Annotated in this window: 15 protein-coding genes; 9 read left to right on the forward strand and 6 right to left on the reverse strand. The window is 38.6% G+C overall.

From position 1 onward, the window contains the following. The first annotated feature begins 25 nt into the window (after positions 1 to 25). From IWC72_RS10885 to IWC72_RS10920, 8 genes are all read left to right on the forward strand, one after another. Entirely contained in the window at positions 26 to 1,378 is a 1,353-nt protein-coding gene (locus IWC72_RS10885) for a Na(+)-translocating NADH-quinone reductase subunit A (RefSeq protein ID WP_194529789.1), read from the forward strand. Positions 1,379 to 1,380: 2 nt separating this feature from the next. Continuing rightward, on the forward strand, positions 1,381 to 2,655 hold the full coding sequence (locus IWC72_RS10890) for an NADH:ubiquinone reductase (Na(+)-transporting) subunit B (protein WP_194526228.1): 1,275 nt from the start codon (positions 1,381 to 1,383) through the stop codon (positions 2,653 to 2,655). A gap of 2 nt (positions 2,656 to 2,657) precedes the next feature. Further along, positions 2,658 to 3,407 (forward strand): Na(+)-translocating NADH-quinone reductase subunit C, encoded by a 750-nt coding sequence (locus IWC72_RS10895; RefSeq protein ID WP_194526229.1) that lies wholly within the window; start codon positions 2,658 to 2,660, stop codon positions 3,405 to 3,407. A gap of 1 nt (position 3,408) precedes the next feature. Then, positions 3,409 to 4,056 carry an NADH:ubiquinone reductase (Na(+)-transporting) subunit D gene (locus tag IWC72_RS10900; RefSeq protein ID WP_194526230.1) on the forward strand — a complete coding sequence of 216 codons (648 nt, stop codon included), beginning with the start codon at positions 3,409 to 3,411 and terminating at the stop codon, positions 4,054 to 4,056. Between the two features lie 21 nt (positions 4,057 to 4,077). Continuing rightward, positions 4,078 to 4,818 (forward strand): NADH:ubiquinone reductase (Na(+)-transporting) subunit E, encoded by a 741-nt coding sequence (nqrE, locus tag IWC72_RS10905; RefSeq protein ID WP_194526231.1) that lies wholly within the window; start codon positions 4,078 to 4,080, stop codon positions 4,816 to 4,818. A 2-nt stretch (positions 4,819 to 4,820) separates the two neighbouring features. After that, entirely contained in the window at positions 4,821 to 6,128 is a 1,308-nt protein-coding gene (gene nqrF, locus IWC72_RS10910) for an NADH:ubiquinone reductase (Na(+)-transporting) subunit F (RefSeq protein ID WP_194526232.1), read from the forward strand. A gap of 111 nt (positions 6,129 to 6,239) precedes the next feature. Then, on the forward strand, positions 6,240 to 6,608 hold the full coding sequence (locus IWC72_RS10915; RefSeq protein ID WP_194529790.1) for a Na(+)-translocating NADH-quinone reductase subunit F: 369 nt from the start codon (positions 6,240 to 6,242) through the stop codon (positions 6,606 to 6,608). Next, positions 6,601 to 7,611, forward strand: a complete 1,011-nt coding sequence (locus IWC72_RS10920; RefSeq protein WP_194526234.1) for an FAD:protein FMN transferase — start codon at positions 6,601 to 6,603, stop codon at positions 7,609 to 7,611. The genes IWC72_RS10915 and IWC72_RS10920 overlap by 8 nt, the downstream gene beginning before the upstream one ends. Here IWC72_RS10920 and IWC72_RS10925 read toward each other — a convergent pair. Genes IWC72_RS10925 through gpmI form a run of 3 tightly spaced genes read right to left on the reverse strand, consistent with a single transcriptional unit; the run spans position 7,608 to position 10,789 of the window. Then, complete coding sequence (locus IWC72_RS10925) at positions 7,608 to 8,378, reverse strand: class I SAM-dependent methyltransferase (protein WP_194529791.1); 771 nt, start codon at positions 8,376 to 8,378, stop codon at positions 7,608 to 7,610. The two genes, IWC72_RS10920 and IWC72_RS10925, sit on opposite strands and share 4 nt — an antisense overlap. 42 nt (positions 8,379 to 8,420) lie before the next feature. Continuing rightward, the gene (gene map, locus IWC72_RS10930) at positions 8,421 to 9,239 is read right to left on the reverse strand and encodes a type I methionyl aminopeptidase (protein WP_194529792.1); all 819 of its coding nucleotides are present in this window, start codon (positions 9,237 to 9,239) and stop codon (positions 8,421 to 8,423) included. Positions 9,240 to 9,271: 32 nt separating this feature from the next. Further along, the gene (gene gpmI / locus IWC72_RS10935) at positions 9,272 to 10,789 is read right to left on the reverse strand and encodes a 2,3-bisphosphoglycerate-independent phosphoglycerate mutase (protein WP_194529793.1); all 1,518 of its coding nucleotides are present in this window, start codon (positions 10,787 to 10,789) and stop codon (positions 9,272 to 9,274) included. A gap of 344 nt (positions 10,790 to 11,133) precedes the next feature. Between gpmI and IWC72_RS10940 the strand changes: the two genes are divergently transcribed. After that, positions 11,134 to 11,526 (forward strand): ankyrin repeat domain-containing protein, encoded by a 393-nt coding sequence (locus IWC72_RS10940; RefSeq protein ID WP_194526238.1) that lies wholly within the window; start codon positions 11,134 to 11,136, stop codon positions 11,524 to 11,526. Between the two features lie 112 nt (positions 11,527 to 11,638). On the opposite strand, the gene IWC72_RS10945 is transcribed toward IWC72_RS10940, so the two are convergent. The 3 genes from IWC72_RS10945 to IWC72_RS10955 form a co-directional block, all read right to left on the reverse strand. Further along, on the reverse strand, positions 11,639 to 11,806 hold the full coding sequence (locus tag IWC72_RS10945) for a DUF6747 family protein (RefSeq protein WP_194526239.1): 168 nt from the start codon (positions 11,804 to 11,806) through the stop codon (positions 11,639 to 11,641). Positions 11,807 to 12,045: 239 nt separating this feature from the next. Then, positions 12,046 to 12,810, reverse strand: coding sequence for a M48 family metalloprotease (locus IWC72_RS10950; protein WP_194526240.1), 765 nt, complete (start codon positions 12,808 to 12,810; stop codon positions 12,046 to 12,048). A gap of 37 nt (positions 12,811 to 12,847) precedes the next feature. Continuing rightward, positions 12,848 to 13,582, reverse strand: coding sequence for a M15 family metallopeptidase (locus IWC72_RS10955; RefSeq protein WP_194526241.1), 735 nt, complete (start codon positions 13,580 to 13,582; stop codon positions 12,848 to 12,850). Between the last annotated feature and the right edge of the window lie 162 nt (positions 13,583 to 13,744).

Below are 13,744 nucleotides of genomic sequence, written 5' to 3' on the forward strand. Positions count from 1 at the left end.
TTGTTAACCTAAGGTCTAGAACAATATGTCTAAAGACATCAGGATTAAAAAGGGCTTGAACATAAAACTTGTTGGAGCTGCAGAGCAAACTACCTCAAAAGCCGTTTTAAGTAACGTTTATGCTATAAGCTTAAACGATTTTCACGGAGTCACACCCAAAATGTTGGTAAAACAGGGTGCTGAAGTCAAAGCGGGAGAACCACTTTTTTTCAATAAGAACAAGGAAAGCATGCTTTTCGTTTCACCGGTAAGTGGTGAGCTTGTTGAGATTGTAAGAGGAGCGCGAAGACGCATTCTCTCACTTAAAATTTTGGCAGATAAAGAGCAGACAGGTATTGCGCATGATTTATTAAACGTGGAGAGTGCTTCTAAAGAAGAGGTGAAAGCCTATCTTTTAAAAGGTGGTTGTTGGCCTTTTATTAAGCAGCGGCCGTATGATATCATCGCAGATCCGGATGCAAATCCAAAATCGATATTTGTTTCAGGTTATGTTACGGCTCCATTGGCGGCAGATTTAAATTATGTGCTGCAAGGAAAAGAAAAAGAATTACAAGCTGCAATTACCGCTTTGGGTAAATTAACACCAGGTAAAGTTCACGTTTCCGTAGGGAAATCTGAAAATTCACCATTGGCTGGTTTAAGTGGTGTTGAACTGCATAAGGTTTCAGGTCCGCACCCGGCTGGTTTAGTTGGTACGCAGATCAATAAAGTGGACCCTATCAATAAAGGAGAAACGGTTTGGACGGTAACGCCTCAAGATTTAGTAATCATTGGTGAGTTGTTGTTAACTGGTAAATTCAATGCAGAACGTATTGTTGCTTTAGCTGGTTCTTCTGTAAAAGCTCCAAAATATTACACAACTAAAATAGGAACCGAAATCTCTACCTTCTTATATGGTAGTGGTGTTGAAGGAGACAATTTTAGAGTGATAAATGGCGATGTGCTTACGGGTACAAAGTCCGCACCTGATGGTCATTTAGGGTATTACAATAATACTGTAACTGCTATTCCGGAAGGAGATGATTATGAACTCTTTGGTTGGAACAAGCCCGTTTTTAATAAAATATCCGCTACAAGAGCGTTAACATTCTCTTGGATGCAACCCAATAAAAAATACAATCTAGATACAAATACAAACGGAGAGCACCGTGCTTTTGTGGTAACAGGTATGTATGAAAAAGTATTTCCATTAGATATATTTCCTATGCAGTTGCTAAAAGCATGTATGATAAAGGATTTAGATGAGATGGAGCAACTGGGGCTTTATGAAGTGGCGCCGGAGGATTTCTCGTTGACCGAGTTTGTTTGTGTTTCAAAACAACCGCATCAACAGATTATTAGAGAAGGATTAGATCTATTGCATAAAGAAATAGGATAAAGATGAGTGATAAAAGACTGACTTTCAAAAAAAGGCTGCACATTTTAAAGCACCATTATCGCGGTAAAAAAATGGCACCTGCATTTAATGCACTGCATACGTTTTTGTTTGCTCCAGATGAGACTACCCATTCGGGTTCTCATGTTAGGGCAGCAGATGATTTAAAGCGTACCATGAACACGGTTATAATGGCCTTGGTTCCGGTTTTGCTTTTTTCAATGTTCAACGCAGGGTATCAGCATTATTCCGCAATTAACGGATTTCCGGAGAATTTTTCATTAATGGAGAATTTCCTTACTTGGGATAATTTCTGGATCGGAATTATAAAGGTGCTTCCGTTGGTAGTGGTATCATACGGAGTGGGGCTTGTAGTTGAGTTCATCTTCGCGGTTATCAAAGGGCACGAAGTGGAGGAAGGCTACTTGGTTACCGGTATGTTGGTTCCGTTAATTGTTCCAATAGATACACCACTTTGGATGTTGGCGGTAGCAGTTGTTTTCGGTGTTGTCATCGGTAAAGAAGTATTTGGTGGTACGGGAATGAATATTCTTAACCCGGCCTTGACCATTAGGGCATTCCTTTTCTTTGCTTATCCTACTTGGATGAGTGGAGATAAAGTATGGGTGTACGAAGCTGTTGAACGTGCTGGTGGTCCAGATGCTATTTCTGGTGAGACTATTTTAGGGTATTTAGCGCAGAATAAAGGGGCGGAGATGTCTTATTCTATTTCTGATATGTTCTTTGGCTTTATTCCTGGTTCAGTAGGTGAAACTTCAACATTCTTAATCCTTTTAGGAGGGTTGTTCTTAATCTTTAGTAAAATAGCTAGCTGGCGTATTATGCTAAGTGCCGTAATAGGTTCTTTGGTAATGGGCTTGATATTTAACGGGGTTGTTGATGCAGGTTGGATTGGAGAAACCAGTAAATTTTACGGTTTAATGAGTTTTGATTTCTGGCAGCATCTTATTGTTGGTGGTTTAGCTTTTGGTATTGTCTATATGGCAACTGATCCTGTTACGGGCGCTCAGACCAACCGAGGTAAGTGGTTCTATGGTTTCTTTATCGGTTTCCTTTCGGTAATGATTCGTGTATTTAACCCAGCGTATCCAGAGGGTGTTTTCTTGGCGATTCTTTTAATGAACGTATTTGCACCAACAATTGACCATTATGTGGTTCGTGGAAACGTAAAACGTAGAATGAAACGATTGAAAAATGCAACCATCTTGCCAAAAGATTCAGCTGGCAAGGCAAATGAACTTCACGCAGAAACCGTATAATCATGGCAATCAATACAGATAAAAATTCATACACCGTTGTTTTTGCTGCCGTTATGGTGGTGATAGTAGGGTCTATTCTTGCTTTTATGTCTTCGAGCTTAAAAGATAGAATAACCGAAAACGAACGGTTCGAAAAACAACAGAACATTCTTTACGCCATGGGTGTAAATGATAATGTTGATGAGGGAAGTGTAAATTTTGTTTCAACCGATGAGGTAGAAGGAGAGTTTAAATCATACATCAAAGAGCAATTGGTTATTGAAGGTGATAAAATCACAGAAAATGACGAAGCTTATTTGATAGATATGAAAAAGCAAATGGCTATCGCTGGTAAAGGTGAAACGCCTAAGCTACCGTTAATGATAGGCGAGAAAGATGGTAAGAAGTACTACATCATTCCAATGTACGGAAAAGGACTTTGGGATGCTATTTGGGGCTTTATTGCACTAGACGACAAAATGGTGGTACAAGGTGTTTACTTTGATCACAAGGGGGAAACTCCAGGTTTAGGTGCAAACATCAAGCAACGTTATTTTATGGATGACTTTACAGGAGAAAGCATTCTTAAAGGTACCGAATATGCTGGTATCGCTGTTGCCAAAGGTAACAATGACCCTTTGAACAACACTAAGGATGATAATGAAGTAGATGCTTTAGCTGGGGCCACTATTACTGGTAACGGTGTTTCTGCTATGATTAAAGAGAGCTTGAATCTCTATAAAGACTATTTACAAACCGTTAGCGCAAAATAATATGGCACTATTGACAAAAAAAGATGCAAGTTTAATAACGGATCCGTTAGCGGATAATAACCCAATTACCATTCAGGTATTGGGTATTTGTTCCGCTTTGGCAATTACTGCAGAACTAAAAGCTTCAATTGTTATGGCTATTGCTGTAATGTTCGTTTTAGGTGCGGGTAACGTGGTAATCTCATTAATGAGAAATATCATTCCTTCAAAAATTAGGATTATTGTTCAGCTAATTGTTGTTGCTACTTTGGTTATTGTAGTGGATCAAGTGCTTAAGGCTTTTGCTTACGAACTAAGTAAAACCTTATCCGTATTTGTTGGTTTGATTATTACCAATTGTATAATTATGGGTCGTTTTGAAGCCTTCGCCTTAGCAAATGGACCTTGGAGATCCTTTTTAGATGGGATAGGCAATTCGCTTGGTTATGGTGTTATATTAATAATCGTAGGTTTTTTCAGAGAGCTTCTGGGTTCAGGAACACTTTTAGGCTATAAAGTTTTGGGTGATCCGATTGCAAAAACAGGATTATACGCAACAGGTTATGAAAACAACGGATTTATGATTATTCCGCCGGCTGCGCTTATTGTTGTGGGTATTATCATATGGGTACAGCGCTCAAGGAATCCTGCACTGGTAGAAGATAATTAATTAAGGTAAAAAGATAGAATTATGTTAGAGCATATAGAATTATTTTTTAAATCCATCTTTATAGATAACATGGTATTTGCCGTGTTCTTGGGGATGTGTTCTTACCTAGCGGTTTCCAAAAAAGTAGCTACTGCCGTAGGTTTAGGGGCAGCAGTAATCTTTGTACTTGCAGTTACCGTGCCGTTGAACTGGTTGTTAGATCAGTATCTATTAAGAGATGGTGCGTTAGTATGGTTAGGTCCTGAATATGCAGATTACAACTTAAGCTTTCTTTCGTTTATTCTCTTTATAGCAACCATTGCAACAATGGTTCAGCTGGTAGAAATTGTAGTGGAAAAGTTTTCTCCTTCTTTATATAACTCATTGGGTATTTTCTTGCCATTGATTGCGGTAAACTGCGCTATTTTGGGTGGTTCTCTGTTTATGCAAGCTAGAGATATTCAAACTTTGGGTCTGGCACTTAATTATGGGGTCAGCTCCGGTATCGGGTGGTTCTTGGCTATTTTGGCCATTGCCGCTATTCGTGAGAAAATTAGATATTCAAACGTACCTGCTCCATTAAGAGGCTTGGGTATTACTTTTATCATTACTGGTTTAATGGGTATCGGTTTTCAGAGTTTTGGAGGTATGTTAACTGGAGGTGGTGAAGAAGCACCTGCACCAGTTGAAGAAACAACAGCTGAGAAAGTAATTGAGAAGAAAGAAATTAAAGAAGAGATTGACAGTAAAGATGTCTCTTATAACGACGCCATAAACAAATAGATATGCTATTAGCTACAAGTACTGGAGGAACGATTTTAATCACCGTTGTCGCCTTTATGATACTATTGATGGTCTTGGTGGCCCTTTTATTGTTCACCAAAGAAAAACTGTCTCCATCCGGGCCGGTTACCATTACCATAAACGGAGAAAAGAAAATAGAAGTAGGCTCTGGAAGTTCGTTACTTTCAACCTTGGGTAACCAAAAAGTATTTTTACCGTCAGCATGTGGTGGCGGTGGTACTTGTATTCAGTGCGAATGTCATGTACTTTCCGGTGGAGGTGAAGCGCTTCCAACTGAAACACCTCATTTCTCCAAAAGAGAATTGAATGCAGGTGCTCGTTTGGCCTGTCAGGTGAAAGTAAAGCAGGATATGGATATTACCATTCCTGAAGAGGTATTCGGTATTAAAAAATGGCCAGCCAAGGTAGTGCGTAATTATAACGTAGCTTCTTTTATAAAGGAATTTGTAGTTGAGATTCCTGAGGACATGGGCTATAAAGCTGGTGGTTATATTCAAATTGAAATTCCAGAATGTGAAATTAAATATTCTGATATTGATATTACTGCCCACCCGGAAGAGCATGAAACTCCAGATAAGTTTCAAGCAGAGTGGGACAAATTCAATCTTTGGCCTTTGGTAATGAAAAACCCAGAGACTGTGGAAAGAGCTTATTCTATGGCTTCTTACCCAGCAGAAGGTAGAGAGATTATGTTGAACGTTCGTATTGCGACTCCACCATGGGATCGTGCTAAGAATGGTTGGATGGATGTTAACCCTGGTGTTGCTTCATCTTATATCTTCAACTTGAAACCTGGTGATGATGTTACTATTTCAGGTCCTTACGGTGAATTCTTCATCAATGAGTCGGATTCTGAAATGCTTTATGTAGGTGGTGGTGCAGGTATGGCGCCAATGCGTTCGCACTTATACCACTTGTTCAAAACCTTAAAGACGAATAGAAAAGTTACATATTGGTACGGTGGTCGGTCTAAAAGAGAACTTTTCTATTTGGAGCACTTTAGAGAATTGGAAAGAAACTTCCCTAATTTTAAATTCTACTTGGCACTTTCTGAGCCAATGGAAGAGGACAATTGGAAAGTTAAAGAAGATATAGACGCTCCAGGTGACGGTTTTGTAGGTTTTATCCATAACTGTGTTATTGATAACTATTTAAGCAAGCATGATTCTCCAGAAGATATTGAGCTTTATTTCTGTGGACCTCCATTGATGAACAAAGCTGTGCAAAAAATGGGTGAAGACTTTGGTATTCCAGATGAGCACATCCGTTTTGATGATTTCGGTGGGTAATACGATTTTAAGTAGCGAAGGGGTTTGTGTTTTATACTGCTCCTTAGCAAATCGAATAAATAAAAAACCGATGTTTACGCATCGGTTTTTTTTGACCTAATTTTTAACGTTATGGGCAAACCATTATCTGAAAGGGAACTGCATAACTTGGCAATGAATATTGTTGGGCGCGAGCTTGAATCTGAAGGTTTTGAATTTATGGGGGTAAATAGTGAACCCAAAAGAAACCCGCAGTTTGTATGTTTGAAAGATAAGGTGTTACACTTTGTCGTCGTGAGATATGTTCCGCATCCGGAAAACCCAAATATATACGATCAGGTACTTATGAAAAAGATGAAAGATCACGCGGATAAGCATGAGGCTAAAACGTATTACGCAGGAGTGGGACTTTCTAATGCCGAAAATTCAGAGTTGCCGGTATATTTAAACGAGGCTTACGTGGTTGATTATATTGGTTTAATCGAAATAAAAGATGAATAGAATTATAGTTTTTCTTGGCGCTTTGTATTTGCTTTCCTGTGGAGGAAACCCTTCTAATTTAGTTAGAAATGAAGCTTCTGGCGGAGCTTTGGGAACCTCTTATAATCTTATCTATTTATCTCATGAAGAGTTGGATCTTCAAAAGCAAATTGATTCTGTCTTTGATGCTATCAATCACTCGTTGTCTACTTATATTCCGGCGTCCGATATTTCTAAAATAAATAAAGGAGATTCTACTTTAGTGGTCGATGCAATGTTTCAAGAAGTATTTAAGCTGTCTCAAGACGTGCATAAGGCTACTAATGGTTATTTTGACCCTACAGTGGGGGCATTGGTCAATGCGTGGGGTTTTGGGCCTGAGAAGCAAATACAGATGGATAGTACACGTGTGGATAGCTTGTTGCAGTATGTTGGTTTTGATAAGGTGAAGTTGACAGATGCAAATACCATTAAAAAGTCAAACCCTAATATCTATTTTGATTTTAATGCTATTGCTAAAGGATATTCTATAGATAGACTAGCAAAGTTGATGGATGCTTATAGAGTTGATAATTATTTGTTGGAAGTAGGAGGGGAGCTGGTTGCAAAAGGACAAAACCAATTGAAGCAAAAACCATGGATTGTTGGTATAGATGATCCAACGGTAGAAAATGCCAGAAAACTTAAAGCAACAATCCGCTTGCAGGATAAGGCATTGGCTTCATCGGGTAATTATAGGCATTTTAGAGAAGATCCTGTTACCGGAAAAAAGTTTGTACATACTATTGACCCCACCACGGGTTTTACGAAGAATGCCAATACACTAGCAGCTACGGTTCTAGCCGATAATTGTGCGAAAGCAGATGCATACGCCACTTCCTTTATGGCGATGGAGTTAGACCTCGTTCTAAAATTGTTAAGAACGGAACAAGAGCTAGAGGCTTACATTATATTTGTTGATGAAAAGGGAGAGATTCAAGAGTATATGACTCCTGGTTTTGAAGCGTTGATAGCGAAGGATTAAAGTGGTTTTTTTACAAAGGGAATGATTTCTCCTTTAGCAAGTCTATATCTGTCTATATCTTCAGGAGATAATGTGGCCGTATAATCTACTTCATCTACTATAAAACCGATGCTTCTCAATTTATCAAAATAGTCCCAACCGTAAATGCGAACGTGGTCATATTGCCCGAATATTTTAGCACGTTCTTTTTTATCGGTGATAGAATCGTCTTCAAAAGTAGTTTTACGTTCTAGGTCTTGCGGAATCTGTAATATGGCCCATCCACCTTTTTTAAGTACTCGATATAATTCTTGCATCGCTTTAGTGTCATCCGGAATATGTTCAAGAACATGGTTGCAGAAAATAACATCAAAAGAATTATCCTCAAAAGGCAAATTGCAAATATCAGCCTTTACATCTGCCAATGGAGATAAAAGGTCGGTAGTTATATACTCTAGATTCTTTAGTTTTCTAAATCTTTTGTAAAAAGCCTGCTCTGGCGCAAAGTGGAGCGCTTTTAACTTCTCGGTAAAGAAATTGGTCTCATTCTTTAAATAAAGCCATAGCAAACGATGTCTCTCTAATGAAAGTGTAAAAGGTGAGAGGATATTTTCCCGAGGGTTTTCATACCCGTACGGAAGAAAGCTCTTAAATTTCTTTCCATCAATAGGGTCTTCATAGCGATTTCCACGCATCCATATGCCCAATAAAGGGCGCACTAGATAGCTTAATCTAATGAGTAAAGGCCTAGGAACGGCATTCAGAATAAACTTAAAAATTTTAGACACGTATTACATCAATTAGCACAAATTAACTCTGTAGACCTAAGTTTAAAGAGCCAATTTCGTCTGACGAAAATTGTCTTCTTCATCACTTTCAATGCCCAAGGCTTTGTAAATGTACTGATATGTAGATAGCAATTCAGGTTTACCGTTTACAATGGCCACGTTGTGCTCAAAGTGCGCACTTGGTTGTCCATCTGCTGTCAATATAGTCCAGCCATCTTTAAGCTGTTTTATGCGCCTAGTGCCCATGTTAATCATAGGTTCAATGGCAACTACAAGTCCTTCTTTAAATTGTTTACCACGACCACGTTTACCGTAGTTGGGCATTTCTGGACCTTCATGCAATGATTTTCCTAGCCCATGTCCTACTAACTCGCGCACAACACCGTACCCATGGTTCTCACAGTAATTTTGAACGGCAAAAGCAACATCACCAACACGGTTTCCCGTTTTGAACTGCTCAATTCCTAAGTATAAAGATTCTTTGGTAACCTTTAGAAGTTTTGCAGTCTCAGGTGCAACTTCCCCAACAGGGAAAGTATAGGCGTGGTCACCGTAATAACCATTCTTTAAGGCACCACAATCTACCGAAATAATATCACCTTCTTTCAGTGGTTCTGCGTTTGGAATACCGTGAACTACTTGAGCGTTAGGGCTCATGTTCAAAGTATTGGGAAAGTCGTACATTCCTAAGAAACCTGGTTCAGCGCCCTGTTCCCTAATAAAATCTTCAGCTAATTTATCAAGATATAGGGCGGTGACACCTGGTTTTATTTCCGATGCCAGCATGCCCAAAGTTTTTGATACCACCAAGGCGCTTTCGCGCATTAGTTCTATTTCTTCGGGTGTTTTTAATTTAATCATAGCGGCAAAGGTAAAATATTTGATGTTAATTTTTATACAAGAGCTTCTCTTGTCATTAATTCTGGTTGTGGTACGCCCAATAATTTTAAAATAGTTGGGGCTATATCACCTAAAACACCATCTTTAATTGCTTTAATGTCCTTGTCCACTAAAATTAATGGAACAGGGTTAGTTGTATGAGCTGTATTTGGACTACCATCAGGATTAACCATAGTGTCACAGTTACCGTGATCGGCAATTACAATGGAAGTATACCCGTTATCTAGTCCAGCGGTTACTACAGCTTTTGCACACTCGTCAACTACTTCACAGGCTTTAATTGCCGCTTCCATAACGCCGGTATGACCCACCATGTCCGGGTTGGCGAAGTTTAAACAAACAAAATCTACCTCTCCTTTTTGTAACTCGGGAATAATGGCATCTCTAATTTCATAAGCACTCATTTCTGGTTGTAAATCGTAAGTAGCCACTTTTGGAGAAGGGCACAAAAGACGTTGTTCTCCATCAAAAGGCTCTTCACGACCGCCATTAAAGAAAAAAGTTACGTGAGGATATTTTTCAGTTTCCGCAATACGAATCTGCTTTTTATGGGCTCTTTCTAAGACTTCACCAAGCGTGTCCTCTATGTTTGCTTTGTCATAAACCACATGAACACCATTGTAAGAGGCATCATAGTTGGTAAGCGTTACGTAGTAAAGTTTTAGTTTGTGCATGTTTTGTTCATGCATATCGGTTTGACTCAATACTTCGGTAAGTTCACGGCCACGGTCCGTTCTGAAGTTGAAGAAAATAACAACATCGTCTTCGGAGATTTTAGCAACAGGATTTCCGCTGTCATCTGTCATTACGATAGGTTCAATAAATTCATCGGTAACGCCATTGTCATAATTCGCTTGCATTTTAGCACCGATGTCGGTAGTTTTTTCGCCTTCGGCATTTACCATTACATCGTACGCTTTTTTCACTCGTTCCCAACGCTTGTCACGGTCCATGGCAAAATATCTACCTATTACAGAAGCTAATTGGGTGTTTTTATCAGAAGCAAAATCACTAAGATCGGTTAAGAAGCCTTTTCCACTTTTTGGGTCAACATCTCTACCATCTGTAAAAGCATGAACATACATATTCTGTACACCAGAATCATTTCCAGCTTCAATAAGACCTTTAATGTGGTTGATGTGGCTATGAACCCCACCATTACTCACCAAGCCTAAAAAATGCACAGGTTTGTTGTTTTCTTTAGCATATGTGAAAGCCTTGCGCAGAGCCTTTTCATCTTTAAGCGTATTTTCTTTTACCGCTAAATTAATTTTAGCTAAATCTTGGTACACGATACGGCCGGCACCTAAGTTCATATGGCCTACTTCACTATTGCCCATTTGACCTTCGGGAAGGCCAACATTCATACCGTCCGTAAGAAGGTTTGAGTTAGGGTAATTTGTATAAAGAGAGTCAACAAATGGCGTGTTGGCATTATCTATTGCGGAGACCTTTGGATCGGGAGACTTGCCCCAACCATCAAGAATCATAAGTATTACTTTTTTGTTCATGGCTTTGATAAATTAGATTTTCAAAAGTACTGTGATCTAAGAGGAAAAGCCAATTATAGTGCTGCTTTTTTAATGTGATTTTGGCTTTGTTAGAGATGCCACATTTTTATTGTTTCGAGCGGAATTTTTTTAATTCGATGTAAATAGAATGAGGTATTAAGCAATTTTTTTTAAACTTTCTGTATTTCATTTTATTGATTGATTATCAGTTGTTTAAGTGGGTGTTATCAAAATACGTATTTGTTAAAATTGTGTTATTATGATCTTGGCGATGTAACAATATCGCAAAAAACCAGTCTATCTTTATACAATCAATTAATATTCATCAATTTAAATCATTCATCATGAGAAAAACGTTTTTAACCTTCGCAATGGCCTGTTTGGTCGGAACTTCAGCCGTAATGGCCAATGACGCAACTACAACTACGGATGCTCCAACATTTGAAATGTTAGATACCGTAGAGGTAACTTCTTTTTGTAAAGCAATAATGCAAGGAGATTTTGATACTGTAAAGAAACTAATAGAGCTTGGCGAAGACGTCAACAAAAAATCTTTAGGTATGACACCGGCTATTTTTGCTGCCAGATATAATAAAGCAGAGATTCTAGAACTATTGATAGATAACGGTGCAAACCTAAAAATAAAAAGTGATAAAGGGTATACTATTAAAAAATATGCAGAACTATCCAATGCTTCTGATGCCCTTAGGGTTATAGAAACAGCGATGGGAAGCTAATAATTTTAATTAGCCCAGTTGCTATGAAAAACAAGAAGCCCGACCATAAACTTATGGCCGGGCTTTTTTTTTCATATAGTGTCTCGTAAAAGAGTGGTAAACGCGGAGTGGACTAAAAATCAAATCCGTTTATGGCTCTGTCTACAAACGCGTAAATAGCTATAAACAACATTAATCCACAAAATACCGAATAGGCCTTTAGAAGTAGTACTACTACTGTGGGCTTGCAGTTCTCGAATGCTTCGGTGTATAAATTTTTAAAATGCGATAGTGTCTCCATATAGTTTTATTTTAGATGTCTTGTCTATGGACATCAATTAATGTAAAAGCTATAATGGTTAAAATACTGCTCTAGCAGCGGTAGTATTTGGGAGGTGTAAAGATAGACAAATTAAGACACAAGTCTCTGCATTTCAACGAATTTAACAACCGTTCATGCCATTTGTAAAATAAAACAAAAAGGGTGTTCAAAGCGTATTTGTATCGTTTTGAACACCTTTTTTAATGTTTTAAAAAGTTTTATTGATTACGGTATTTCTCTATAGACTCCTGTATTTTTTCAATTCTATTTTCTGGGTCTGGGTGTGTACTCTGGAACTCGGGCGCTCGGTTTGGACCGGCTGCAGCTTTTAAAATCTCCATTACCTTTATCATTTCTTCGGGTTGGTAGCCAGAGTTTATCATGAAAAGGACTCCTAAATCATCACTCTCTAATTCATCTCCACGACCATTTTTTAGAAGGGTGTTTTGCCCAATTCCTCCAACTAGACCACCTGCATCAGCTCCTACCGAAGCTCCGGTAGATACAGTTTGCCAAAACTCGCCTTCGGCAATGCGTTCTGCAGAATGTCTGCCTATTACATGACCAATTTCATGACCAAGTACACCTGCCAATTGGGCTTCGTTAAGTTGTCTGAATAGGGCATAGGTAATAAAAACCGGGCCGCCAGGTAAGGCAAAAGCATTAATAGTCTGGTCATCTGCCAATAGGTGAAAATCATATTGATACGGGGTTTCTTTGGCAATACTGTTCTGAACCAGTTTGTTGCCTATTTGATCCACGTAGGTTTGTAGTTTTTCATCTGGATACAAACCGCCATATTGTTGAGCAATTTCCGGGGCACTCTGAAGCCCGATAGCAATTTCTTGATCGGCACTCATATTAATGGTCTGTACTCTTCCCGTATAGGGGTTTTCTTCTTTGCTACTACAGCGTTTAATAAAGGCAAATGCTACAATGGCCAAGCCAATGAATATTCGTATTTTCCAACTTCCTCCTCGCATGGTATAGTGTTATTTAGCAGCTCAATATACGAAAGACCTATAGAAGTTGTGTGTTGATATCCAAGATATTGTCTTGAATATAGTTGGTTAGAAAACCTTCGGTAAAATGTTCGCTACCGTAAAAATCTTCATCTTTTAATAATTGCATGATGTTTTTTCTTCGGAATTCGGTTAACATCGGTACAGAAATAGGGGCATAGCTAAAGTGCCATGGTTCATATTTAAACCCTCGGCGACCAGGTACATCGGTGTATACCAAATGAAAGTCAAAATCCTTGGCATTTTCATCCATCCATTTCTTAAAATCTGCATAAGGTTCACCCTCGGCAAATTTAGAAGGCACGAGCATATCTCCTTTTACATTTCGGTTACCATCTACAATATCTATATCCGTACCCCAGTGGTGGCGGCTAGTTCCTGGTATGGTAGAGTATTCAATAATTTTATCAATAGCTGCTAGGGGGTCCATATTATTATCGTCCGTATATTTTAGGTACTTGCGTTCCCAAATAGAGCGTTGTCTTTCAAAACTGCGATAACTAGAAACCACTTTTAGATCGATACCATCACTATACGCTGCTTTCTTCATTTCAATAAAGGCGTCGTGCGCTTCTTTTCTTAAGTTAATGCCTTTTCCGTAAAGCTTAATGTCTGTTTTACCCATTAACTCTAGGATGCCATATTCAAAATCTTTAGAAAATGCCAAGTTGGGTAAAGCCGCCAAAGTAAGGCCTGCAATTCCGCTTTTTTTTATGAATGCTCGTCGTTCCATTATACAAATATTGAAGTTAATCGTGTTAACAATCTAAACAAAGATACCCAAATTTGGTGCCAAGAATAGATTGTGGTTGTATTGATAACGTTTGAAGGTGTCTTTATTGTGTGATTAATTGCTTAGTTACTGAAAAATAGCTTAAAATTTTAATGTACTCGG

Source organism: Zobellia roscoffensis, from assembly GCF_015330165.1.
Taxonomy (GTDB): domain Bacteria; phylum Bacteroidota; class Bacteroidia; order Flavobacteriales; family Flavobacteriaceae; genus Zobellia; species Zobellia roscoffensis.